This is a genomic window from Anabaena sp. 54 (genome assembly GCF_017355725.1).
Classification (GTDB): Bacteria; Cyanobacteriota; Cyanobacteriia; order Cyanobacteriales; family Nostocaceae; genus Dolichospermum; species Dolichospermum heterosporum.
This window is the reverse complement of sequence record NZ_JAAVWA010000025.1, coordinates 14,305-37,570: the sequence shown is the minus strand read 5'-3', so window position 1 is coordinate 37,570 and position 23,266 is coordinate 14,305. Positions and strand designations below refer to the sequence as shown.

The window sequence follows — 23,266 nt, the reverse complement described above, 5'->3', positions numbered from 1 at the left end:
ATGGTTTTAGGTTTATATGGCTAACGCCACGCTACGCTATCAGCAAGCCCTAATTATTAACTGACAATAAACCGGGGGGAGGAGTAATTTCAACTCGACGGGTTGCTAGATCAACAATAGGGACAATTGCCATCACAAAAGGAATTAAAACTGTTTTTTGTTCTTTATCAGTTTTAAATTCTTCATGGTTAGTGACAAAGTCAGGATCAAATTTAACTTCTAATAAATCATGACCTGAAGGTAAGATGTCCACCACCGTTCCTACAAATTCCCCAGAGGATTGCATAAAGACTTGCAACCCTAGCAAATCTAACACATGAAATTCACCTTCTGCCAATTCCGGGCGATCGCTCACAGGCACGAAAAACCGACAATCACGCATATTTTCAGCTTGATGGCGATCGCTCACTCCCTTTAATTTAATCACATAAAGATTCTTATTCTCAATATATCGCCCATTTAATAACTCCACAGTTTCAAGTTCCGTTTCCCCAGGACGTAACAACCAGCGTTTTCCCGGTTCTTCAAAGCGTTCAGGAAAATCCGTATTAGGATAAACCCGCAACTCCCCAGTTAAACCTTGAGGTGAGACAATTTTGCCAATTTCCAACCAATCATCAAGATTGGGGACTGGAGAGTTTTTAACTTTTCCCCCTACTCCCGGTTCTTTGCTCCCCTGCTTCTTTTTCGCGTCTTCGTGGTTCATTAATTAGTTAATTGCTCACTTTGTCTCCATTTTACCACTTCACGTTTGTAGATTAGGTTAAATAAGCTGTTACGCAGCTAAATTTAATATTTTGCAGCCTAGAGTCCTTGTAGTAAGGCTTTTAGGCAAAAAAAGCAAATGCGTAACAGCTTAACACTAATTTTTTAAGTAGGTGAACACAATAAAACCAATCTGTGTAAAGAAAAGTAAAATCGCCCAAACCCTCTTCACTCTTGCATGAGTGCTTCTTGCCTCTTGCCTTGCGATAACAACAATTTTTAATGCTAACCTACTTAGTTCTCTGTTCCCTCTCTCAATGAGTGAATTTAATTTTGTTTAGACTATTTGTAATATAAAATACAGGGACTGCGTAAAAAAATCTTAATTGTTAAATTATTTGAAAATTCGACGTAATATCACTGACAATATAATAGTATGCGAACTGAAAATTTATGATCATCCAAAAAAAATGAAACTTTTCACTTCTGCCAAACGCGTGTTTTTACATTCAATCGTGTTATTATTCGCGTTCTGTAGTTTGCTGTTAAACGTGCCTACCGCTCTTGCTGCTTCAGTATATACCGCTCCTGTACTATATGCTGCTGCAACTGCGCCAGCCCCCACTCAAACCGTTGCAGACATTGACGAACTAATTGCATATTATAGAGACCAAAAAAACGGTATTTCTCAAAACACCGAACTATCAATAGAGCAAAAAAAAGAACAGTTGAAAAACATTAATTCCGAAATTAATGCTCTGATTCAAGATAAGAAAGCTTTACTAGCTAAACAGTAATAATACAACATACCCCCGCTATGTCAATCTAACGACTATAGCGGGGGTATGTTGTATTTTAACAATATTGTTGAAGATAATCAACATTTTTTGCGTTTTCGTGGTTCATTATCTCTTACACACTCACAGCCGCAACTTGATAAACCCGTTCAGCAACTTCCGCTAAACGCTGCATACCGATAGTAATTTCCTCATCACTACCAGTTAAACTGATTCGCAGACATTGGTGTTTGTGTTCCCAGTCCTCCTTTAAACCAGGGAAGAAACTACTACCAGGAACAACAATCACACCCACTTTCTTTAATTCCTGGTAAAATTCCCAATCAGTCATGGGTAAATCTTGCAACCACAACCAGCCAAAAATCGCCCCTTCACCACGATGTAAGAACCAGGGTATATTCTTAGGCATTGCTGCTTCTAGGGTACTTTCTAAGACATCAAACTTTTGCTGATAGAAAGGACGAATCACATTTTCCGCGATATGGGCTAATGTCCCTGATTCTATCGCGCGGGCAGCGATCGCTTGACCATATCGAGAAGAATGAATTCCCACATTAGTTTGGAAACATTCCAAAACTTGAATTAGGTTTTCATCTCCAATGGCTACCCCAATCCGTTCTCCAGGCAAACCTGCTTTTGATAAACTCATACAGTGGAGAATATTTTCCCCAAATACCGGAGTCATTTCTGTAAAATTCAAAGCTGGGAAAGGAGGTGCATAAGCCGAGTCTATTAACACAGGTACATGATGCGGTGCTGCTAAATCCGTGATTTTATTCACTTCATCATTAGTTAAAACATTACCTGTTGGATTACAGGGACGGGAAAAGATCACACAACCAGTATTCTCTGTAATCGAGAGTTGGTTAAAATCAGGGCGATATTTAAATCTGTGTGCGGCTGCATCAATATCTAGAGTAGGCTTATAAGCAACCAAAGCCTCTGGAAATAAACAAACACCACCGTAACCAGTATAATCTGGACTTAAGGGCAGGACAATTTCCTTCAAACCGCCATTTTCAGTATAGCCACCAAAAGCGTTAGCGGCATAAAAATAGATAGTTTGACTACCCGCAGTGATTAAAATATTCCGCTCAGTTAAACTTAACCCATAACGCTGGTTAAAATCCTGAACAATCGCCTCAATTAGTGGTGAATAACCTTGACTAGAACCATAACGACAAACAACTTCACCATATTCAGAACTAGCTAATAAATCTGCCGTACAATCCCGCCATAACTGTTCTACCTCTGGTAAAATCAACGGATTGCCAGCGCTTAAATTATATAATTCCTGTCCCTTACTAGCTCTGAGGGTTTCATTAATATCTTTCATAATCGCTCTTACGCCAGTTAAGTTGGACATTTGAGCGCCAATTTTCGTAAGGGCAGGTTTTATCATGTTTGTTACAGACTGAATTAATCGCAAAAGTGGATAAATTAAAAGGTAGTTGCAGCTAAGACAAAATTTATTATAGTTGCCAAAACAGCCACTGCCTTTAACTAATTTAAACCAGTGAATGCGATTTTAACAAAATCTGGTAGTTAATAAAGCCCCACCGATGAAAGTGGGGGGTTTCTCATGTGATAGATACTAATGTACTATACAGAGAATAATTTGACAAGTAATTAAAAATTCTCCTCTGTAGCGACTCTGCGCCTCTGCGTGAGATAAAATTACGTAAATTCCCAAAGGAGAACCAAATGGAAGTCAAAGCAGCAGTAGCTTACACCCCAGGTAAACCCCTGACAATTGAAACCGTGCAATTAGCGCCACCACAAGCAGGGGAAGTATTAATTGAGATTAAAGCCAGTGGGGTTTGTCATACTGATGCTTTTACCCTTTCCGGTGATGATCCTGAAGGCTTATTTCCGGCAATTTTAGGACATGAAGGCGCTGGTATAGTTATTGAAGTGGGGGCTGATGTCAAAAGTCTTAAACCTGGAGATCATGTAATTCCTTTATACACGCCCGAATGTCGGCAATGTGATTATTGCTTAAGCTTCAAAACCAATCTCTGTCAAGCAATTCGCGGCACACAAGGACAGGGTTTAATGCCTGATGGTACTAGCCGTTTTAGTATTGGTGGCGACAGGATTCACCATTATATGGGTACATCCACCTTCGCTAATTATACGGTATTGCCAGAAATCGCCGTTGCCAAAATTCGAGAAGATGCCCCTTTCGATAAAGTTTGTTATATCGGTTGTGGTGTGACAACAGGAATTGGTGCAGTTATATATACAGCTAAAGTAGAACCGGGCGCAAACGTGGTAGTTTTCGGTTTGGGTGGAATTGGTTTAAATGTGATCCAAGGAGCGCGAATGGTGGGCGCAAATAAGATTATTGGTGTGGATATTAATCCCAAAAAACGCGAACTAGCTGAAAAATTTGGGATGACACATTTTGTCAATCCTCAAGAAGTTGCAGGTGATTTAGTTCCTTATTTAGTAGATTTAACAAAAGGTGGTGCTGATTATTCCTTTGAATGTATTGGTAACGTTAATACCATGCGTCAAGCATTAGAATGTTGTCATAAAGGTTGGGGTGTGAGTGTGATTATTGGTGTGGCTGGTGCGGGTAAAGAAATCAGCACTCGTCCCTTTCAATTAGTAACTGGAAGAGTTTGGAAAGGTTCGGCTTTTGGTGGTGCAAGAGGGCGGACAGATGTACCGAAAATAGTAGATTGGTATATGGATGGAAAGATCAATATTGATGATTTAATTACTCATGTAATGCCGATTGAAAGGATTAATGATGCTTTTGATTTGATGCATAGGGGGGAATCTATTCGGAGTGTGGTGACTTTTTAGGTTTTATGGCTCACGCAAAGGCGCAAAGGCGCAAAGGAAGAAAGAAGTTATAATTAATCCAAGGTTACTAGGTTTTAATTATGCAGACACAAAAGGCGAAAGAATCCGCTGTAAACCTGAATGATCATCTTTATGAAACTGATTTTTACGCCTGGACTCAACAACAGGCTAATTTATTACTTTATCAGCAATGGCATCAAGTTGATTTAGATAATTTAATTGACGAAGTTGAATCTTTGGGGAGAAAGGAACGCCAAGAATTGAGAAATCGTCTGAGTGTTTTAATTGGACATTTACTCAAGTGGGAATATCAATCATTAAAACGGAGTCGAGCGTTGCTGAATAAAGTATGAAATTGGAAAATTTAACCTTTGCAACCTTAATTCTTTGCGCCTTTGCGCCTTTGCGTGAGACATATTCATTCTCCCAACTTTTCAAACAACTTCGCTAACATCACATTAGAAAATATAAAACCATCGGGATCGCTAAAACGCAACCTATCCCCAACAATCTTCACCCAACCCTGAGCAAAGTATGGTTGCAAACAGCTTTGAATTCTCTCAACTTGATGGTTGCCAAAGTTTGTTGCTAAGGAATTTAAACTGATTCCTTCGGCTAACCGTAACCCTAACATGAGAGTTTCTAACAAAACATCTGCCTTTGGTGTGACTTCACAATCAATCACAGCACCGTTTTTTAACCATTGGTAATATTCCTGGGTTTTGCGGGGACGGGTGAAGCGTTTACCATAAATATAGCTGGCTGCACCCATACCAAAGCCATAATAGGGGCGATTTTGCCAATAAACTCGATTATGCTGGCATTGATGTCCTGGTTGGGCATAATTGGAAATTTCGTAATGTTCGTACCCGGCATCAGTTAAGGTTTTTTGCCCCAATTGATACATTTTGACTGTGGTTTCATCTGTGGGTAAGGGATGATCTCCCGGTTTGTAATAACGATTAAAGGCTGTTCCTGGTTCAATGGTCAGGTCATAGATGGAAATGTGAGTTGGTGTGGCTGCTACTGCTTGGGTTAGGGAATTTTGCCATTGTTCTAAAGATTGATGCGGTAAGCCAGAAATCAAGTCTAAGCTAAATTCGGGAATCTCGACCTTGTGAATTAACTCTATAGCTGTAAATATATCTACAAGGGAATGCGATCGCCCAGCAGTTTTTAACAATTCTTCTTGGAAAGCTTGGACACCCAAACTAACACGATTTACTCCTAAACTGCGATAACCAGCGATATGTGCCAAATCAAACGTCCCTGGGTCAATTTCCATGGAGATCTCTACCTTAGAGGCAATGCCAAATCGCTGTTCTAAGGTTGTCAATATAGATTGCAACTGTGCTGTAGATAATAACGAAGGAGTACCACCACCAAAAAAAATTGTTTCTAAAGGTTGACCATAAATTGGCGCAATTCTGATTTCTTGACATAAAACTTCAACGTATTCGGCAATTGTCCCAGAATTTTCACCCCGTGAGCGATCGCCCACTACAAATACCGGAAAATCGCAATAAAAACATCGTCGCCGACAAAAGGGAATATGTACATAAGCAGAACTGGGAATCCCCCAACCAACGTCTTTTTGAATCATTCTGATCAATAGTGAAGTTAATTTGATTTGACTGTTAAAAATAATGAAAATGAGGAGTTGGTTTACAACTTTTTATCCTTTTTCCCTAAAAATAAAAATAATATGCGATAAAAACCCTTTAGTTATAATGTTGGCATATTCTGTCTGCCTAAACAGCTAAGATCATTCCATCACTAAAAAGGACTCAAACAAGCATACTTTACTCTATCGAATAAATATCGTTGTAGGAACACAACACAACCATGCTGGATGTCATTATTATTCTCTCATTTATCTTGGCAGCGGCGGGGATAGGTTATTTCAGCACCGACCTACTCCCACCAGGTACTCTCACTGGAGTTACCAATTTAGATGCCTTACGCTTAATTCTAGCCGTCTTTGCTGCCATTATTGGTGGTGCAGTCGGGGTGAGTTTCCAGACTACATACCGCCGTCTAGAGTCACAAGTCCGGGAAATGCCCCTAGAAGTCATCTTAACCCGTGCTATTGGCTTAGTAATTGGGCTACTACTTGCCAATCTGATGTTAGCCCCGCTATTTTTATTACCCATTCCCACAGATTTTGGTTTTATTAAACCTCTTGTCGCCGTTGTTGGTAGTATTATCCTCTCTGTTACAGGGATGAATTTGGCAGATACTCACGGACGAGGTTTGTTAAGATTAATTAACCCCAGTACTGTCGAAAGCATGGTTGTGGAAGGAACTCTCAAACCTGCCAACACCAAAGTTTTAGATACTAGCTGTATTATAGACGGACGGATTGAAACATTACTAGAAACGGGATTTCTAGAAGGGTTAATTCTTGTCCCCCAATTTGTTTTACAAGAATTACAACAAGTAGCTGATGCTAGTAAAGACCAAAAACGGGTGAGAGGAAGAAGAGGACTAGAAATTCTTAACCGCATTCGAGAAACTTACCCAGAACGGATTTTAATTAACCCTGTAGACTATGAAGACACTTCTACTGTTGATGCTAAATTAGTCCGTTTTGCTCAAGAAATCAATGGCACATTACTTACCAATGATTACAATTTATCTAAAGTCGCCAGTGTACAAAAAGTCCCAGTTTTGAATGTTCACGATTTAGTAAATGCCGTCCGTCCGACCTATTTACCGGGTGATAATCTTGATTTGAAAATTCTCAAAGAAGGAAAAGAACCAACTCAAGGAATTGGCTATTTAGATGATGGCACAATGGTAGTAGTTGAAGAAGGTAGAGGTTATGTCGGTGGTGAATTGCGAGTAGTAGTTACCAGTGCTTTACAAACTTCTGCTGGAAGGATGATTTTTGCCAAACCCCAAGCTTCCGCATTAGCCTAAGGAATATGGCACGGAAAATTAGAGTTAAATTATGTAAATCGGTGTGGGAAAACTGCACCGATTTTGTTGATTAAGCTGAATGCTTGTATTTGGCTGATCAATCTCAAACAGGGTATTGTTATCTAATTAATATTAGAATACGAATAGTAGTTGGTAAATAAATTTAGATATGAAGACCATCTTATCAAGTGAAAAAGCATTTATTATTCGGACTGAGCGAGGACTCACAATTGCGGGAACGCGCATCACCCTTTATGATGTAATAGATTTGATCAAGGCTCAGTATCCTCCGAAGTTAATTCGAGATAAATTCAATCTCACAGATGAACAAATTAGTGCAGCTTTATCTTACATTGACACAAATCATACTCAGGTAGAAGCTGAATATCAAGAAGTTCTACAAACTAGAGAAGAAATTTATCAATACTGGGAAGAACGTAACCGCGAACACTTTGCAAAAATGGCAGCAAAACCACAAAAGCCCGAAAAACAGGCTCTTTGGGCGAAACTTGAGGAGCAGAAAGCCCAACGTACCTCAATAAAGCCATGATATTTTTAGTGGATTACAATCTTGATGGATACGCTGTAGTTTTGCTGGGAATCTTGGCGAAAAACGGTTGGCTTGAGTTACTATCTATTCGTTTTGTCACATTTCGAGAAGCGGATTTATCAATGGATAGTAATGACCGCGCAGTTTGGTGTTATGCTCAAGCAAATCAAATGATGATCCTCACCGCTAATCGGAATATGAAAGGTGAGGATTCATTAGAACAAGTAATGCGTGAAGAAAATACACCAACTTCATTTCCTGTGATTACAATTGGGAATCTTGATCGCATTGACGAATATGATTATCGAGAACAATGTGTTGATCGTATAGTTGAGATTATCATAGATATTGATAATTATTTGGGAGTAGGTCGGCTTTTCATTCCATAAACATCATAAAACAGTCTCATTATTGCTTCAGTGTCAGATATCGGATATTCTCTGACTATCATTATGGTGTTTTTACAGGTTTGATATTTTTGGCTTTATAAAATGTTTCTAAACTATCAGTATCACCGACAAAACGCCAATGCCAAGGTTCATAACTCACGCCTTGAAGATTATTTTTAGGAAAGGAAATTTCAAAACTAAACTTAGCCGCATTGGCTTGTAACCACTGATAAGCTTTGGTATTATCAAAGTTGGCTTGGAGATTAGTTGCTGGGACTGTGCGATCGCCAACATCTACCGCATAACCTGTATGATGTTCACTATGATTTGGTGGTGCGCTGAGGGCAGCCCTTTCCGCCGGAGTTTGATTACGCTGTGCGCTTACACCAAAAAATAACTGCTTTTGCTCCTGTACAGACCGAAACCCAGAAATTGGTACTAAAATTACACCTGCACTTCTCGCTGCTTGTACCATTGCTTGAAATTGAACAGCGGCAGTTTTTCGCATTCTGATTCTGCCGTCACTCGTAATTGGTGCTAATTCTGATGCTGGTGCTTCTGAGTATGGAAAATGTCCCAATACTGTATCATTATCATTATTACTAACTGGGGTATTGGTAGCTACAGGTGTAGAACTAATTGGTGTAGCTACAGAATTAGCAGTTGGCTTAGGTGCCGTTAACGAGAACAAAAAACCACTGGTGATAGCCAGTAGCAAAAATCCTGTTAATCCACCTATAATTAAAATCACAGGTTGGACTTTGATCTTACTTCCTGCATCATCTGTATCACGTAAAGCCACTGGTATATCATCACCAGAGAGAGGGTAGGAATTGTGCGGTTTTTTAGGAAACCCAGCTTTATTCAAGTTTTTGCTCCTGTTTGTGTTTAATAGTTAGTTAGAGAAGAAATGAGTTTTTTTAATTCTTAATTTTGAATTATGGTGTAATTTTGATAAATCTTTTAGAACTATATATCAAGTTAGTGGGATTAATCCTAGTGGGATTTATACTGGGACGTAAATTGCCTAACAATACTTCTACTTACGTAGGTCAGTTTCTCTATTGGGTGGGAGTACCTATCAGTATTATTGGTTTTTTAATACAAACAGATTTATCAGGACAGATTTGGATTGCACCGATAATAGCTCATTTGGCAATCTTTTTGGGGGCATTATTAGCTTGGTTAAGAATCAAAGCCCAAGCCTATGTTACTCATTCAGTTCCCCCCACTACAACTCAAGGTAGTTTGATTCTAGCAGCAATGGTAGGTAATACAGGTTATCTGGGTTTTCCCATTACTTTAGCAATGGTAGGTAAAGAATATTTTGCCTGGGCTTTATTTTACGATATGTTGGGTTCGCTGTTTGGAGCTTATGGTTTAGGTGTGTTTCTTGCTGCTAAGTTTGGTAATAATATCCAAAATCAGATGCAAATAGCCAAGGTAATTTTGATTAATCCGGCTTTATGGAGTTTTGGATTTGGCTTATTATTACATCAAGTTACGCTTCCCTCCCCAGTGGTATTTTGTTTGGAGAAATTGGCTTGGGGTGCAGTTGCCTTATCTTTGATGTTAATTGGTATGCGACTTTCCCAACTAAAATCTTGGCGAAAATTACCAGAAGCAGGAAGTAGTGTGTTCATTAAAATGCTATTAGTGCCGATGATTTTAGGTAGTATGCTATCGCTGTTTGGGGTGACAGGTAATGCAGCACAGGTGATAGTTTTGCAAATGGGTATGCCTCCAGCTTTGGCTACATTGGTAATAGCAGAAACCTTTGATTTGGATAGAGATTTGGCTGTTACTGCGTTAGCTGTAGGGATGATAGTTTTGTTGTTTACTCTTCCTGTTTGGTTATGGTTGTTTTGAAAATAAGTATCTTACCTGTACCCAACTCTGGGATGATGTATTAAAAACAATTCTAATCGCTCAATGCCTAAGCCGAATACCACAGCCCAAAAGACTCAAATCATTGAAATTTTGACACGGGATTATTTTCCGATGATCCCTCAACTTCAGATAAATTACAAACCAGAACAACATTATAAAAATCGTTTAAGTCGTTCTTTGGCTGCATTTGCCATTACTAATCTCGCTGATCTTACTCCCCCTCAAGCTGCTCATTCGATTATCAATGGAGGAGATGATAATGGTATTGACGCAATTTATTTTGATCGGGTTAATAATCGGCTTTGGTTAGTACAGGCTAAAGCGGGAAATGCGCCCGACATGGGTGATAATAAAAAATTTTGTGATGGAATTAGGGATCTTGTCCATAAACGGTTTCAAAAATTTAATTATAGTTTTTCCCGGTTGCAGCAAGATATTGAAGATGCTTTAGACAAAAATGGCGTAATTATAGTTGGCTGTAATATATATTTAGAAAGCAGCTTGGGTTCTCATGTAGTTAATGATCTGAATCAATTAAAAAATGAACTAAATAAGTTTGATTCGCGTTTTCAATGGCAAGATTTAAATATTAAAAATATTCATGGATGGTTGACAGCGAAACAAGAAAATGCACCTATTGAGGTTAAATTAACCTTAGAAAAATGGCATTGTTTAGAACAGCCCAGAAAAGCTTTTTATGGATTAGTGAATGCTGCTGAACTAGCTAATTTATATAACCAGCATAATAAATTATTATTTGAGAATAATATCCGTTATTATCTGGGTACAGAAGATGTTAACTTAGCAATTGCTGAAACTGTAGAAGAACAACCATCAGAACTTTTTTATCTCAATAATGGATTAACCATTACTTGTGCAAAGGTTAGTTTACCATCTGGACACAATCAGGACTCAACTCAATTTACTTTAGAGGGGTTTTCGATAGTCAATGGAGCGCAAACAGTGGGATCTATTGCATCTGTATTTAATGCTAATGGTTCTATTTCTACCAATGCAAAATTATTAGTTACCATCATTGAATTAGGGACACAATCAGATACTATAGGTATAGAAATTACCAAAGCGAGAAATACACAAAATACAGTCCGTGATATTTATTTTGCAGCATTAGATCCCAATCAGGAACGGTTGCGGCAAGAATGTATGGTATCAAATATTGTCTATCAATATCGTCCATCAGCAGATAATCAGGGTGCTATCACCATTGAACAAGCTGCAATAGCCCTGGCTTGTTTTAGCAGTAATCCTGAAATAATTGTGGCCGCAAAGAAAGATATTAGTCAGCTTTATAAGCGTTATTATTCAAAACTTTTTAGTAATGAGCTTTCAGGAATTACACTTTGTCGCTATGTGCGTATATTTGAATATCTTGATCAGATTTTTGAAGATTCTCGAAAAGCAGAAACAGAAACTCGGCGTAAAAATTTCTATCAACATGGTAGATTGTTTATATTAGATATTTTATCAAGACGCTATAAATCTCTAATCAATAAACCAGAAGTTAATTTATCTCAAGATGACTTGACTGAGTTTTCCAGAATTGGTATAGAAATTGCTGAGTTAATTTATACTCTTGCTGAATCCCAGTTTGCTAGTGATGAAAAAGGCTATCTTGCTATTTTTAGAAGTTTAACTGATGTTAAAAGTTTAATGAGTGTCGTAATGCAAGAATTGGCTAACAGGGCTGCTTAGAAGATGTTGGGAAATTAGTAGATATGAAAAACCTAACCCCCCTACCCCCCTTCCCTGGTAGGGAAGGGGGATTACAAAAAATCTTGAGTATTCATTTTTATTCTTTTTCCCTCTCCTTGTAGGAGAGGGTTAGGGAGAGGTTATTTAATATTTGAGATAAAATCAGAACTAATTATGAGTAAAAAGCAGAGACTTGAACTTACATGGATTGGTAAAGAAATTCGCCCCAAATTAGAACCGCGAATTTTATTAGAAGATCCTGAAAAATCTTATCATGCTGCCCATCGAGTCAGTGAAAATGATATTTTTGATAATCGCTTAATTTTTGGTGATAACTTATTAGCTCTCAAGGCTTTAGAACAGGAATTTACAGGAAAAGTTAAATGTATTTTTATTGATCCTCCCTATAATACAGGTTCAGCTTTTCAACATTATGATGATGGTTTAGAGCATTCTATATGGCTTGGCTTAATGAGAGATCGTCTAGAAATTTTGCGTAATTTATTATCTAGAGATGGTTCTATTTGGATTACAATTGATGATAATGAAGCACATTATTTAAAAGTAATGTGTGATGAAATTTTTGGACGTGCAAATTTTGTTGCTAATGTAATCTGGCAAAAGAAGTTCTCTCCACAAAATGATGCTAAATGGTTGAGCGATATGCACGACCATATACTAGTTTTTGCTAAGGATAAGTCAGTGTGGCGACCTAATCTATTAAAATCTGAAAATGTTGGGCGAAAGCGATCAAATCTTGATAATGATTCTCGCGGAGATTGGATATCAGTTGACTACACTTGTAATAAAAATAGATTTGAGCGTCCCAATCTTTACTATCCAATAACGAATCCTAATACTGGTGAAGAGATTTATCCAAAAGAGACTGCTGTATGGCGTTATAACAAAGAAAGACATCAAGATAATGAACAGCAAGGATTAGTTTACTGGGGTAAAAGTGGTCAAAACAAAGTTCCGAGATTTAAGAATTTTGTTGCTGTAGATCGAGAAGGTCAAGTACCATCTACTATTTGGTTACATCAAGATGTTGGCAATACTCAAGAGGCTAGAAAAGAGTCAAATATTTTCAACTCAGATGATCCTTTTGCTACACCCAAGCCTGAGCGTCTATTAGCGCGAATTATTCAAATAACAACAGATCCATCAGATATTGTTCTCGACTCCTTCGCAGGTTCAGGAACAACAGGCGCAGTTGCACACAAAATGGGAAGACGCTGGATAATGATAGAACTGGGGGAACATTGTCATACCCATATTATTCCCCGACTTAAAAAAGTAATTGATGGTGAAGATAAAGGAGGTATTACCCAAACTGTTAACTGGAAAGGTGGCGGCGGATTTCGTTATTATCGTCTTGCACCATCACTGTTAGAAAAAGACAAATGGGGTAACTGGATTATTAATAAAGAATATAACCCCGCCATGTTAGCCGAAGCACTCTGCAAAATAGAAGGCTTTACATACTCACCATCAGATACATTTTATTGGCAACATGGTTATTCTACAGAACGAGATTTTATTTATGTCACTACCCAAAATCTCAGTCATGAACAATTATCTCAACTTGCTGATGAAGTAGGACAAGAACGCACATTATTAGTTTTATGTAGTGCTTTTCGTAGCAAAGTTGATATATTCCCAAATCTGACAATTAAAAAAATTCCTCAACAAATACTTTCACGCTGTGAATGGGGACACGACGATTACAGTTTAAAAACCGAAAATCTGCCTAAAACACCTCCAAAAATTGAACAACCATCACCACAAAAACCACAACAACAGCATATACAACAATCACTATTTTAAATAGATAACATACAATGAATAACATCGTTAATAACATTACTAATCGTCTCAGTCTGCGCCCTCCGCAAAGACAATCATTAGAAATTTTAGATCGGGTTTGTGATATTTTGCCTATCAATGGACAATCAGATATAGAAACAAGTTTAGCGAAAATTAATCAACAATTCCCCAAGGTTACAGATTTTGAAAGGGAATTTCCATCACTATGTTTTGCACTAGCTACAGGTGTTGGTAAAACTCGATTAATGGGGGCTTTTATTAGTTATTTACATCTAGCTTATGACATCAAAAATTTCTTTGTTTTAGCACCTAATTTAACAATTTATAATAAATTAATTACAGATTTTACACCTAATAATCCCAAATATGTATTTACAGGTATTTCTGAATTTGCAATCAATTCACCAATTATTATCACAGGTGAAAACTATGAAACCAATGCGAGAACAATTTTAGATCCACAAATTACCTGCAAAATCAATATTTTTAATATTTCAAAAATTAATTCTGAAGTACGCGGTGGCAAAACCCCTAAAATCAAACGACTATCTGAATATATTGGTGAAAGTTATTTTGATTATCTATCTCAATTAAAAGACTTAGTAATTTTAATGGATGAATCGCACCGATATCGAGCTTCAGCAGGTCAGCGAGTAATTAACCAATTAAAACCATTAATGGGTTTAGAACTCACAGCGACACCTTCTATAGAAACCAGTAAAAAACCAGTATATTTTAAAAATGTTATTTATGAATATTCTTTAGGAACAGCCATTAAAAATGGTTTTGTTAAAGATCCTGCTGTTGTTACTCGTAAAGATTTTAATCCTGCTAGTTTATCACCAGCAGCAATTGAACAAATCAAATTAGAAGATGGAATTTATCTGCACGAAAATATTAAAGCTGAATTAAAAATTTATGCTCTCCAAACAGGAAAGCCAATTGTTAAGCCATTTATGCTGGTTATTGCCCGTGACACTACCCATGCTACACAACTTTTAGAAATGATTAAATCTGATGAATTTGCAGCAGGGTTTTACAAAGATAAAGTCATTCAAGTTGATTCTAGTAAAACAGGCACTCAAGAAGATGAAATGGTAGAAAGATTGCTAAAAGTAGAACATCCAGATGAACCAACAGAAATAGTTATTCATGTGAATATGTTAAAAGAAGGTTGGGATGTTACTAACCTTTATACAATTGTACCATTAAGAGCGGCAAATTCGGAGATTTTGATTAAACAATCAATTGGTAGGGGATTACGTTTACCTTATGGAAAGCGTACAGGTGTCACCATTGTAGATCGTTTAAATATTGTTGCCCATGACAAATTTCAAGAAATTGTGGAAGAAGCAAAACGCCCAGAATCAGAAATTAGATTACAACAAATTATTCTCACACCTGAAGAGTTAGAACAAAAAACTAAAACAGTAGTTTCACAGTCAAAACTAGATAAATATTTAGGAATCACGACTGAAGAAACTATCAACTTGCTCGAAACAGAGATCGAAAATCTTCAACCATTTATAGTTGAATCACCAATAGAAGCGAAAATAACATTTCTTACTCGTCAAGAAATTCAAAAATTAGAAAATCAGCCGGAAAAAGTACCAACTGCATCTTATCTTTCAACACCAAAAGTTCAAGCAATAGTGCGGGAAGCTGTAGCTAGAGAATATCAGCCAGAACAACTGGAAATTGAAGGGGTAACTACACCACCAAATATTGCAGATATTGTGGCTAAAACCACTGATTTAGTTATTCAACGAACCATTGATATTCCCAAAATTATTTTTGTTCCTCAAGGGGAAGTAAAATCAGGTTTTAGGTCTTTTGCTTTAGATATGACAGGTTTGAATTATCGTGTTCCATCCAAAAAAGAATTATATATCCAATCTTTAGCAACGGATGATTCTACATCTTTAGAAATCAAAACAGACAATTCTGAAGAATTTCAGTTAGAAAACTATATTGTCAAAAATTTAGTCAATTTTGATGATATTTGTTATGATGAAAATGCTGATTTACTTTATGATTTAGCAAGTCAGGTTATTAGTCATTTTCTCACTTACTTATCAGAAGAAGAGACACAGAAAGTTTTATCTGATAACCAAATCGAAATTGCTAACTTTGTCCATAACCAGATGATAAAACATTTCTGGGAAGATGATAAGGTTGAGTACAAATACGAAATTAGCAAAGGTTTTACATCCTTAAAAGAGAGTGCATATACCACAAATACGAAGCATTACTTAGATTATAGAACCTCGCCTCCAGATAAAAGCAATATGTCCAAATATCTGTTTACAGGGTTTTCTAAATGCCTCTATACAGAACAAAAATTTGAATCAGAAGCAGAAAGAGTATTATCTATAATTTTGGAACGAGATGCAATAAAATGGTTTAAACCAGCAAGAGGACAATTTCAGATTTATTACAAATGGGATGGAAATTATTTAGAATATCAACCCGATTTTGTAGCAGAAACAGCAGAAATTATCTATATGCTTGAACCCAAAAATCGAGATGAAATAGATAGTCCTCAAGTGGTTGCTAAGAAGGATGTAGCCGTTAAATGGTGTCAAAATGCTTCTAATTATATGCTACAACACAATGGAAAGCCTTGGGTTTATGTGTTGATACCCCATGATGCGATCGCCCAAAATATGACACTCAAAGGATTAGGCGATCGCTTCAAGAAAAAGTGATAGGTAAGAGGTGACAATAATTATCATTGTTGACTCTTATTCTGTGCCAGTTCAGAAGGACTAATAGATTCGTAATGTTCAAAAGGTTGATGAATCCAAGGATTATCAGCCAGATAATCAACGTGGTAGTCAGGAACAACAACTGAACAAGCTTTATACCAAATTACAGCAGTGCGAATTTCTTGAATGGGAAAATCATGATGTTTCTGTAGCCAGGGAACTGTTTGTTGAATAGTGATACCAGAGTCTACTAAATCATCTACTAGCAAAATCCGTGAACCTAAATTTTCACTAGTCATGGTTAATTGACGAGAAATAATTAAATTACTTCTTTTATATGTCCCCGCGCCATTATAAGATGAGGTAGATAAAATTGCTAATGGTTGATTGTATATGCGGGAGAGAATATCTCCTACTCGCAGTCCCCCTCTGGCTAAACAGACGATTTGGTTAAATTCCCAACCTGATTGATAAATCTTTACAGCCAGTTGTTCAATTTTGTGGTGATAATCTGACCAAGAAATGTAAAGGTCTGACATAAGACTAAAATAAGTGTGTTAATAATTGTTAATTATCTGTTGTCAATTGTCAATTCATAAGGGTGTAATTTATGGTTAAAGATAATTCTGATAATAACGATTTTCACAAATCTCTGTCCAGTGAAAAATTAGATTTTAAAACTAAATTAGCTTATGGTGCAGGAGATTTGGGTCCTGCGATTACTGCAAATATTGCTGTATTTTACATGATGGTTTTCTTTACCAATGTGGCAGGAATTCCGGCAGGTTTGGCAGGTAGTATTTTGATGATTGGCAAAATTTGGGATGGTATCAATGATCCTATGGTGGGAATGCTGACTGATAAAACCCAATCCCGCCGCTGGGGTCGTCGTTTACCTTGGCTTTTATATGGGGCAATTCCTTTTGGTTTTTTCTTTTTCTTGCAGTGGATTGTTCCTCAATTTACTGCCGATAAAAGTGTTAATATGTGGTGTTTGTTTTGGTATTATGTAGTTATTGGGATTGTCTCTCAGGCATTTTTTACTGTTGTGAATTTGCCCTATACAGCCATGACTCCTGAATTAACTCAGGATTACGACGAACGGACTAGTTTGAATAGTTTTCGGTTTACGTTTTCCATTGGTGGCAGTATTTTATCGTTGATTTTATCAAAAATTATTTTCTCACAAATTAGCGATCGCCAACAACAGTATCTAATTTTAGCGGCTGTGTGTACCGTGATTTCGGTTTTATCCTTGTATTGGTGCGTTTATGGGGTGCGCGATCGCATTTTGGCTTTTGAAGCAAAACGGATTTCTTTGCCACAGGAAGCCGAAATTCCCTTTTTTGAACAGCTAAAAATTGTCTTTAGTAATAAACCTTTTCTGTTTGTTATTGCTATTTATCTTTTTTCTTGGTTAGGTGTGCAAATCACAGCCAGCATTATTCCTTATTTTGTCGTTAACTGCATGAAACTGAAAGAGGGAGATGTTCCCACAGTCATGATTGCAGTTCAGGGAACGGCTTTGTTTATGTTATTTATTTGGAGTTATTTAAGTAAAAAGATTGGCAAAAAACTGGTTTATTTTCTAGGTATGAGTTCCTGGATTATTGCCGCTGCTGGATTATTTTTCTTACAGCCTGAACAAATTGGTTTAATGTATGTTATGGCTGTAATGGCAGGTGTGGGAGTTTCCACAGCTTATCTAATTCCTTGGTCTATGATACCTGATGTAATTGAATTAGATGAATTGCAAACTGGACAACGACGGGAAGGTATTTTCTATGGTTTCATGGTTTTATTACAAAAATTTGGTTTAGCTTTTGGGCTATTTTTAGTCGGTAATACTTTACAAGCCTATGGTTTTAAAGAAGCTGTTTCTGGACAAAGTTCTTTACCTATACAACCTGAATCCGCACTTTTAGCGATTCGGATTGCTGTTGGACCAATACCAACTGTTTGTTTAATTGCCGGGTTGGTTTTAGTCTATTTCTATCCCATTACCCGCGAAATGCACGCAGAAATCATGCTAAAACTGCAAGCACAACGAGAGAGAATATAAAGATTTAAAAGTTCTATACCAGCGGGTAAACAATAGTGAACAGAGTAGAAAATTTTTTGGTGGGCAACACCCACCTTACATAATATTGCAAAAATCAAATATTATTTCCATCTAAATTATCTCTTCGATGTTATAATTAATTTTAAGTTAAGTAGGTGAACACAATAAAACCAAACTGTGTAAAGAAACGTAAAATCGCCCAAACCCTCTTCACTCTTGCCTATTGCCTATTGCCTTTTGCCTTGCCATAACGACAATTTTCAACGCCAACCTACTTAGATGATCAATAAGTAAATCTCTCCAAACAAATACTAGAGAAAAAACCATGACATCATCTCTTTATGAAACAGATCACAACCAATGGACACAAGATACTATCCAATACATCCAAAACCGTAATTTTGACAGCATAGATTGGGATAGCTTAATCGAAGAACTAGAAATTATGGGAAAAAACGACAAACGCGCCATAATTAGTCTGTTGACCCGTGTTCTAGAACATCTCCTAAAATTGTCTTACTGGGAATCTGAAAAAACAAGATCCGGTAATCACTGGGCTGCGGAAATTGTCAACTTTCGCGCCCAAATTCAAGGGCGTTTGGAAGATAGTCCTAGCCTTTATTCTCAATTACAAACGTTCTACGAAAAAGCTCATCCCGTCGCTATCAAGTCCGTTTCTAAGTTATGTCCACTTCCCCCAGATGCTCACATTAGCCTCTTGCAAGCCCTAGATGACAACTGGTTTCCGAATGACATCTCAAATGATTAAGTAGGTGGGCGTTAAAAATTGTCGTTATGGCAAGGCAAGAGGCACTCATGCAAGAGGCAAGAGTGAAGAGGGTTTGGGCGATTTTACTTTTCTTTACACAGATTGGTTTTATTGTGTTCACCTACTTAAATATCACAGTATTCAACAGCAGAGACAGATACAATTTACATAATGAATGCTACACAAGAACAACTAAAACTCAAATTAACACAGGCTTTAGTGGCTGCTTTTGGCACAGATTATACCAATACAGATCCAATTTTAGTGGCTGCAAGTAATCCTAAATTTGGTGATTATCAAGCTAATGTGGCTTTATCTTTAAGTAAAAAGTTAGGAAAGCAACCCCGAATTATCGCTGGGGAAATTGTCAGTAAACTAGATGTATCTGATATTTGTGAACCTCCAGAAATCGCAGGTCCTGGTTTTATTAATCTTAAATTACAAACATCTTATCTAGAAGCGCAACTCAACGCGACTCAGGTAGATGCTAGATTGGGAATCCCCACAGCGACAAATCCCCAAAAGCAAATTGTTGATTTTTCCAGTCCGAATATTGCGAAGGAAATGCACGTCGGACATTTACGTTCTACCATTATTGGTGATTCTATTGCCCGGATTTTAGAATTTTGTGGTCATGATGTTTTGCGGTTAAATCATGTTGGTGATTGGGGTACGCAATTTGGGATGTTAATTACTTATTTGCGGGAAGTTTATCCAGACGCACTCACCACTGCAAATGCTTTAGATATTGGAGATTTAGTTAATTTTTACCGCAAAGCCAAACAGCGATTTGATGAAGATCCGATTTTTCAAGAAACTTCCCGTCAAGAAGTTGTGAGATTACAAGCGGGTGCAGAAGATACACTTCATGCGTGGAAATTGTTATGTGAACAATCTCGACAAGAATTTCAAATCATCTATGATTTACTGAATATCAAATTAATAGAAAGAGGTGAATCTTTTTATAATCCTTTATTACCAAAAGTTGTTAAAGATTTAGCAGCAACAGGATTATTAGAATCAAGTCAAGGGGCAAAATGTGTTTTCTTGGATGGTTTTACAAATAGGGAAGGTGGTCCTTTACCCTTAATTATCCAAAAAACTGATGGTGGTTATAACTACGCAACCACAGATTTAGCAGCTTTAGGTTATCGGATTCAAGAAGATAAAGCCAAGCGAATTGTTTATGTGACAGACGAAGGACAATCTAACCACTTTGCCCAATTTTTCCAAGTCGCAAGAAAGGCAAATTGGATTCCTGATGATGTGGAATTAGTTCATGTTCCTTTTGGTTTAGTATTAGGTGAAGATGGGAAAAAATTTAAAACTCGTTCTGGGGATACTGTGCGCTTACGGGATTTGTTAGATGAAGCTATTAACCGCGCCCGTGCAGACATAGAAAAGAGATTACAAGAAGATGAACGGACAGAAACAGAAGCGTTTATTCAAAATGTCGCTGAAGTAGTGGGGATTAGTGCGGTTAAATATGCTGATTTAAGCCAAAATCGCACCAGTAGTTATGTCTTTAGTTATGACAAAATGTTATCTCTCAAAGGCAATACAGCCCCTTATCTTCTCTATGCTTATGTGAGAATTCAAGGTATTAGTCGTCAAGGGAATATTGATTTTACCAACTTGGGAATAAATCGCCAAATCTTGCTAAGAGAAGATGCAGAATTAACTTTAGCTAAACATCTGCTGCAACTTGATGAGGTAATTAAGGAAGTAGAACAAGATTTATTACCAAATCGTTTGTGTGATTATTTGTATCAACTCAGCGATAAGTTTAACAAGTTCTATGAAAATTGTCCTGTTCTCAAATCTGAAGAACCTGCTAGAACTTCGCGGTTAATGTTATGTGATTTAACTGCAAAAACGCTGAAGTTGGGATTATCTTTGTTGGGAATTAAGGTTTTAGAAAGGATGTAGATATAGCGGTTATTGGTTGGGTGAAATACAAGAACCCCACCCCCAACCCCCTCCAATATCAAAAGTTTATCCTTTTCTTCCCCCCGCTGCGGGGGGAATGAGGGGGGTGCGAGGAGGGGGCTTATGATTCAAGTGCATACTGCTATAAAAGAATTCAGAAGTAGGGGTTTAGCTTTTGCTTTACCCTGACATAATATCAAACATATTCAGTATTTTTTTGATAATATTCCGGTATTATTCTCATTTATCAATGGCTGAATTTTCTCTTTATATTGACAACTCCTGATGTAATCTAATAAAATAGAGAGGGTTAAGGTTTATCAAAAATAAATTATGGGAATTGGAGAATTATTACTACCATTTCGAGAAGAAATATTAAAGATTGCCACTAAATATGGTGCTGATAATTTGCGGGTTTTTGGTTCTGTTGCTAGAGGTGAAGCAACACCAGATAGTGATATAGATTTTTTAGTAGAATTAAAACCACAAAGTAGTTTATTTGATTATATTGGTTTAATGCAAGATTTAGCAGCATTGCTAGGACGAAAAGTGGATATTGCTGAACCTGATAATTTACATGAGTTAATTAGAGATAAAGTATTAGGTGAAGCTGTACCGTTGTGAAAGATGAGCGTTTATATTTAAGTAATATTCAAGAATGTATTGAACGAATAGAAGAATATACAAAAGGTGGTAAGGAAGAATTTATGCAAACCAAGATGATTCAAGATGCTGTAATTCGCAATTTTGAAATCATTGGGGAAGCAACAAAAAGATTATCACCTGAGTTGAGAAGTAAATATTCTGATGTTCCTTGGCAGCAAATGGCAGGTTTACGAGATGTTTTAATTCATGATTATTTAAAGGTAAATCTTAATTTAGTTTGGCAAATTATTGAACAGAATTTATCTGATTTAAAAAGACAAGTTACAGCGATTATGGAAAATTTATAACAGATGGTAAGGGTTTATCATTGCTAAACTCTGCTAATATATTTTAATGTTATTGAATATTAAGCCACCTTCATTAATTGTTCCAAAGATTTAACTACAGGTAAAGGTTTACCATCTTCTTGATATTCGGCAATTAGCATTTCTATAACTTCTTGAGCATTTTTAACAGCTTCCTCATAAGTATCACCATGAGTATGATATTTTTGAGTAGGAAATTCTGGTAAATGAACTGAATAACATTTATCTTCACTACTCCATTGAATAATAATTGTGTAATGTAAATTCATTCTTCTGACTCCTCTTCTTGAATTGATTTTAATTCACTATCTTTTGTCATAATTATCACATTAGCTATTTTGGCAGCTTCAAAAATATCAATATCTTTAGCATCACGTAAACCAATTTCTTTTAATGAAAATGCTTCGATAGCAAAAGTATTTGTGATCCAATCTGCTAATGTTGGAGGTAACTGTGCATCAATCCAAATTTTCATGCTGTTAATCTAACAAAATCAGTACGTCTTGCAGCGAATATTAAACAAGCCTGAATATCTTCTAGTTCTAAATCAGGAAAGTCTTCTAAAATTTCATTTACACTGACATTTTCTGCTAACATTTCTAAAATGTCGCTAACTCTAATTCTCATTCCCCGAATGCAAGGACGACCTCCACATTGACCAGGTATTTGTGTGATTCGAGTTAATAGTTCATTCATTGATTTAATTAAAGGTGATAATAAACGATATTTTAGCATAATTCCTGACGCAAACCCAGATAATGACGGTAATCATTTGCCCATTCTATAAATAGGGTATCATCTGATAATATCCCTAGTTTGCGTGCGAATAGGGAAGAACTACAACCAGTGATAATAATCGGAGAAGCGGGAAATAAGAGAACAAAGAATAATAATAAATGGGATAATTTGTGTAATTTCATAGATGATACTCCTGTTATTTGATAATTTGGTAATTGGTTAATTTTTGGTTTGTTTCATAAACCGTCTGGGAATAAATTCCCAGTCTAATAGCCCAAGTCCATTAAAAGGGACTAAAAAATTCGGCGTTGCTGAATTGAGGTATGAAATTCCCAAATTGAACCTTTAAAACTCAAACCTCAGTGCGTCTTTGCGCCTTTGCGTGAGACTAGAATTCATACCCTTAATCAGCAACGCCAAAAACTCTTCCATTCAGTCGGTTTTAACCGACTTTAGCTTTCAGACAGGGAATTTATTCCCTG

General features: G+C 36.8%; 23 protein-coding genes and 1 pseudogene. 15 read left to right on the top strand and 9 right to left on the bottom strand.

Annotated elements, in window-relative coordinates:
• Positions 1–49: 49 nt before the first annotated feature.
• Positions 50–706: a ribosome maturation factor RimM gene (gene rimM / locus HEQ36_RS19230; protein WP_168635384.1), complete on the bottom strand. Its 657-nt coding sequence runs from the start codon at positions 704–706 to the stop codon at positions 50–52.
• 469 nt (positions 707–1,175) lie between these two features.
• Here rimM and HEQ36_RS19225 point away from each other — a divergent pair, with 469 nt between their 5' ends.
• Entirely contained in the window at positions 1,176–1,502 is a 327-nt protein-coding gene (locus HEQ36_RS19225) for a hypothetical protein (protein WP_205748418.1), read from the top strand.
• A 115-nt stretch (positions 1,503–1,617) separates the two neighbouring features.
• Here the strand turns inward: HEQ36_RS19225 and HEQ36_RS19220 are convergent, their stop codons facing one another.
• Positions 1,618–2,901 carry a valine--pyruvate transaminase gene (locus tag HEQ36_RS19220; protein WP_168635538.1) on the bottom strand — a complete coding sequence of 428 codons (1,284 nt, stop codon included), beginning with the start codon at positions 2,899–2,901 and terminating at the stop codon, positions 1,618–1,620.
• Positions 2,902–3,206: 305 nt separating this feature from the next.
• Here HEQ36_RS19220 and HEQ36_RS19215 point away from each other — a divergent pair, with 305 nt between their 5' ends.
• Positions 3,207–4,316 carry an S-(hydroxymethyl)glutathione dehydrogenase/class III alcohol dehydrogenase gene (locus HEQ36_RS19215; protein WP_053537739.1) on the top strand — a complete coding sequence of 370 codons (1,110 nt, stop codon included), beginning with the start codon at positions 3,207–3,209 and terminating at the stop codon, positions 4,314–4,316.
• An 80-nt stretch (positions 4,317–4,396) separates the two neighbouring features.
• Positions 4,397–4,651, top strand: a pseudogene (locus HEQ36_RS19210) (DUF29 domain-containing protein); the annotation flags it as partial.
• A gap of 83 nt (positions 4,652–4,734) precedes the next feature.
• On the opposite strand, the gene hemW reads toward HEQ36_RS19210, so the two are convergent.
• Positions 4,735–5,919 carry a radical SAM family heme chaperone HemW gene (gene hemW, locus HEQ36_RS19205; RefSeq protein WP_168635382.1) on the bottom strand — a complete coding sequence of 395 codons (1,185 nt, stop codon included), beginning with the start codon at positions 5,917–5,919 and terminating at the stop codon, positions 4,735–4,737.
• 242 nt (positions 5,920–6,161) lie between these two features.
• Here hemW and HEQ36_RS19200 point away from each other — a divergent pair, with 242 nt between their 5' ends.
• The 3 genes from HEQ36_RS19200 to HEQ36_RS19190 all read left to right on the top strand — a co-directional run bounded on the left by HEQ36_RS19200 (position 6,162) and on the right by HEQ36_RS19190 (position 8,177).
• A complete protein-coding gene (locus HEQ36_RS19200) occupies positions 6,162–7,238 on the top strand; it encodes a PIN/TRAM domain-containing protein (protein WP_053537741.1) in 1,077 nt (358 codons plus the stop codon).
• 169 nt (positions 7,239–7,407) lie between these two features.
• Positions 7,408–7,788: a DUF433 domain-containing protein gene (locus HEQ36_RS19195; protein ID WP_039201952.1), complete on the top strand. Its 381-nt coding sequence runs from the start codon at positions 7,408–7,410 to the stop codon at positions 7,786–7,788.
• Positions 7,785–8,177: a DUF5615 family PIN-like protein gene (locus HEQ36_RS19190; protein ID WP_039201951.1), complete on the top strand. Its 393-nt coding sequence runs from the start codon at positions 7,785–7,787 to the stop codon at positions 8,175–8,177. Before HEQ36_RS19195 ends, HEQ36_RS19190 begins: the two co-directional genes overlap by 4 nt.
• 61 nt (positions 8,178–8,238) lie before the next feature.
• On the opposite strand, the gene HEQ36_RS19185 is transcribed toward HEQ36_RS19190, so the two are convergent.
• Positions 8,239–9,045, bottom strand: coding sequence for a D-alanyl-D-alanine carboxypeptidase family protein (locus tag HEQ36_RS19185; RefSeq protein ID WP_039201950.1), 807 nt, complete (start codon positions 9,043–9,045; stop codon positions 8,239–8,241).
• Positions 9,046–9,128: 83 nt separating this feature from the next.
• On the opposite strand from HEQ36_RS19185, the gene HEQ36_RS19180 reads away from it, so the two are divergent.
• From HEQ36_RS19180 to HEQ36_RS19165, 4 genes are all read left to right on the top strand, one after another.
• A complete protein-coding gene (locus tag HEQ36_RS19180) occupies positions 9,129–10,046 on the top strand; it encodes an AEC family transporter (RefSeq protein WP_168635381.1) in 918 nt (305 codons plus the stop codon).
• 63 nt (positions 10,047–10,109) lie between these two features.
• Positions 10,110–11,780 (top strand): AIPR family protein, encoded by a 1,671-nt coding sequence (locus HEQ36_RS19175; RefSeq protein WP_168635380.1) that lies wholly within the window; start codon positions 10,110–10,112, stop codon positions 11,778–11,780.
• A gap of 174 nt (positions 11,781–11,954) precedes the next feature.
• Positions 11,955–13,607 carry a site-specific DNA-methyltransferase gene (locus HEQ36_RS19170; protein ID WP_168635379.1) on the top strand — a complete coding sequence of 551 codons (1,653 nt, stop codon included), beginning with the start codon at positions 11,955–11,957 and terminating at the stop codon, positions 13,605–13,607.
• Between the two features lie 14 nt (positions 13,608–13,621).
• Entirely contained in the window at positions 13,622–16,315 is a 2,694-nt protein-coding gene (locus HEQ36_RS19165; RefSeq protein ID WP_168635378.1) for a DEAD/DEAH box helicase family protein, read from the top strand.
• Positions 16,316–16,338: 23 nt separating this feature from the next.
• On the opposite strand, the gene HEQ36_RS19160 is transcribed toward HEQ36_RS19165, so the two are convergent.
• Positions 16,339–16,854, bottom strand: a complete 516-nt coding sequence (locus HEQ36_RS19160; protein WP_168635377.1) for a phosphoribosyltransferase — start codon at positions 16,852–16,854, stop codon at positions 16,339–16,341.
• A gap of 71 nt (positions 16,855–16,925) precedes the next feature.
• Here HEQ36_RS19160 and HEQ36_RS19155 point away from each other — a divergent pair, with 71 nt between their 5' ends.
• The 5 genes from HEQ36_RS19155 to HEQ36_RS19135 all read left to right on the top strand — a co-directional run bounded on the left by HEQ36_RS19155 (position 16,926) and on the right by HEQ36_RS19135 (position 22,028).
• Entirely contained in the window at positions 16,926–18,377 is a 1,452-nt protein-coding gene (locus HEQ36_RS19155; protein WP_168635376.1) for an MFS transporter, read from the top strand.
• 325 nt (positions 18,378–18,702) lie between these two features.
• Positions 18,703–19,146, top strand: coding sequence for a DUF29 domain-containing protein (locus HEQ36_RS19150; protein ID WP_096663115.1), 444 nt, complete (start codon positions 18,703–18,705; stop codon positions 19,144–19,146).
• A 171-nt stretch (positions 19,147–19,317) separates the two neighbouring features.
• Positions 19,318–21,075: an arginine--tRNA ligase gene (gene argS, locus HEQ36_RS19145; protein WP_168635375.1), complete on the top strand. Its 1,758-nt coding sequence runs from the start codon at positions 19,318–19,320 to the stop codon at positions 21,073–21,075.
• Between the two features lie 333 nt (positions 21,076–21,408).
• Positions 21,409–21,699, top strand: a complete 291-nt coding sequence (locus tag HEQ36_RS19140; protein WP_053537749.1) for a nucleotidyltransferase family protein — start codon at positions 21,409–21,411, stop codon at positions 21,697–21,699.
• A complete protein-coding gene (locus HEQ36_RS19135; RefSeq protein WP_039204943.1) occupies positions 21,696–22,028 on the top strand; it encodes a DUF86 domain-containing protein in 333 nt (110 codons plus the stop codon). Before HEQ36_RS19140 ends, HEQ36_RS19135 begins: the two co-directional genes overlap by 4 nt.
• A gap of 59 nt (positions 22,029–22,087) precedes the next feature.
• Here HEQ36_RS19135 and HEQ36_RS19130 read toward each other — a convergent pair whose 3' ends face one another.
• The 4 genes from HEQ36_RS19130 to HEQ36_RS19115 are packed head-to-tail and all read right to left on the bottom strand — an operon-like array spanning position 22,088 to position 22,966.
• The gene (locus HEQ36_RS19130; RefSeq protein ID WP_168635374.1) at positions 22,088–22,315 is read right to left on the bottom strand and encodes a type II toxin-antitoxin system HicB family antitoxin; all 228 of its coding nucleotides are present in this window, start codon (positions 22,313–22,315) and stop codon (positions 22,088–22,090) included.
• Positions 22,312–22,521, bottom strand: a complete 210-nt coding sequence (locus HEQ36_RS19125) for a DUF5615 family PIN-like protein (RefSeq protein WP_168635373.1) — start codon at positions 22,519–22,521, stop codon at positions 22,312–22,314. Before HEQ36_RS19125 ends, HEQ36_RS19130 begins: the two co-directional genes overlap by 4 nt.
• Positions 22,518–22,742 (bottom strand): DUF433 domain-containing protein, encoded by a 225-nt coding sequence (locus HEQ36_RS19120; RefSeq protein WP_027403705.1) that lies wholly within the window; start codon positions 22,740–22,742, stop codon positions 22,518–22,520. The genes HEQ36_RS19125 and HEQ36_RS19120 overlap by 4 nt, the downstream gene beginning before the upstream one ends.
• 32 nt (positions 22,743–22,774) lie before the next feature.
• On the bottom strand, positions 22,775–22,966 hold the full coding sequence (locus HEQ36_RS19115) for a hypothetical protein (RefSeq protein ID WP_027403704.1): 192 nt from the start codon (positions 22,964–22,966) through the stop codon (positions 22,775–22,777).
• Between the last annotated feature and the right edge of the window lie 300 nt (positions 22,967–23,266).

Excerpts from the sequence above, each read along its gene's own strand:
- HEQ36_RS19215 (WP_053537739.1), top strand. The coding sequence starts at position 3,207 with ATGGAAGTCAAAGCAGCAGTAGCTTACACCCCAGGTAAACCCCTGACA.
- argS (WP_168635375.1), top strand. The coding sequence starts at position 19,318 with ATGAATGCTACACAAGAACAACTAAAACTCAAATTAACACAGGCTTTA.
- hemW (WP_168635382.1), bottom strand. The coding sequence starts at position 5,919 with ATGATTCAAAAAGACGTTGGTTGGGGGATTCCCAGTTCTGCTTATGTA.
- HEQ36_RS19125 (WP_168635373.1), bottom strand. The coding sequence starts at position 22,521 with ATGAAAATTTGGATTGATGCACAGTTACCTCCAACATTAGCAGATTGG.
- HEQ36_RS19190 (WP_039201951.1), top strand. The coding sequence starts at position 7,785 with ATGATATTTTTAGTGGATTACAATCTTGATGGATACGCTGTAGTTTTG.
- rimM (WP_168635384.1), bottom strand. The coding sequence starts at position 706 with ATGAACCACGAAGACGCGAAAAAGAAGCAGGGGAGCAAAGAACCGGGA.
- HEQ36_RS19120 (WP_027403705.1), bottom strand. The coding sequence starts at position 22,742 with ATGAATGAACTATTAACTCGAATCACACAAATACCTGGTCAATGTGGA.
- HEQ36_RS19160 (WP_168635377.1), bottom strand. The coding sequence starts at position 16,854 with ATGTCAGACCTTTACATTTCTTGGTCAGATTATCACCACAAAATTGAA.
- HEQ36_RS19150 (WP_096663115.1), top strand. The coding sequence starts at position 18,703 with ATGACATCATCTCTTTATGAAACAGATCACAACCAATGGACACAAGAT.
- HEQ36_RS19225 (WP_205748418.1), top strand. The coding sequence starts at position 1,176 with ATGAAACTTTTCACTTCTGCCAAACGCGTGTTTTTACATTCAATCGTG.
- HEQ36_RS19140 (WP_053537749.1), top strand. The coding sequence starts at position 21,409 with ATGGGAATTGGAGAATTATTACTACCATTTCGAGAAGAAATATTAAAG.
- HEQ36_RS19175 (WP_168635380.1), top strand. The coding sequence starts at position 10,110 with ATGCCTAAGCCGAATACCACAGCCCAAAAGACTCAAATCATTGAAATT.
- HEQ36_RS19130 (WP_168635374.1), bottom strand. The coding sequence starts at position 22,315 with ATGAATTTACATTACACAATTATTATTCAATGGAGTAGTGAAGATAAA.
- HEQ36_RS19115 (WP_027403704.1), bottom strand. The coding sequence starts at position 22,966 with ATGAAATTACACAAATTATCCCATTTATTATTATTCTTTGTTCTCTTA.
- HEQ36_RS19200 (WP_053537741.1), top strand. The coding sequence starts at position 6,162 with ATGCTGGATGTCATTATTATTCTCTCATTTATCTTGGCAGCGGCGGGG.
- HEQ36_RS19165 (WP_168635378.1), top strand. The coding sequence starts at position 13,622 with ATGAATAACATCGTTAATAACATTACTAATCGTCTCAGTCTGCGCCCT.
- HEQ36_RS19155 (WP_168635376.1), top strand. The coding sequence starts at position 16,926 with ATGGTTAAAGATAATTCTGATAATAACGATTTTCACAAATCTCTGTCC.
- HEQ36_RS19170 (WP_168635379.1), top strand. The coding sequence starts at position 11,955 with ATGAGTAAAAAGCAGAGACTTGAACTTACATGGATTGGTAAAGAAATT.
- HEQ36_RS19195 (WP_039201952.1), top strand. The coding sequence starts at position 7,408 with ATGAAGACCATCTTATCAAGTGAAAAAGCATTTATTATTCGGACTGAG.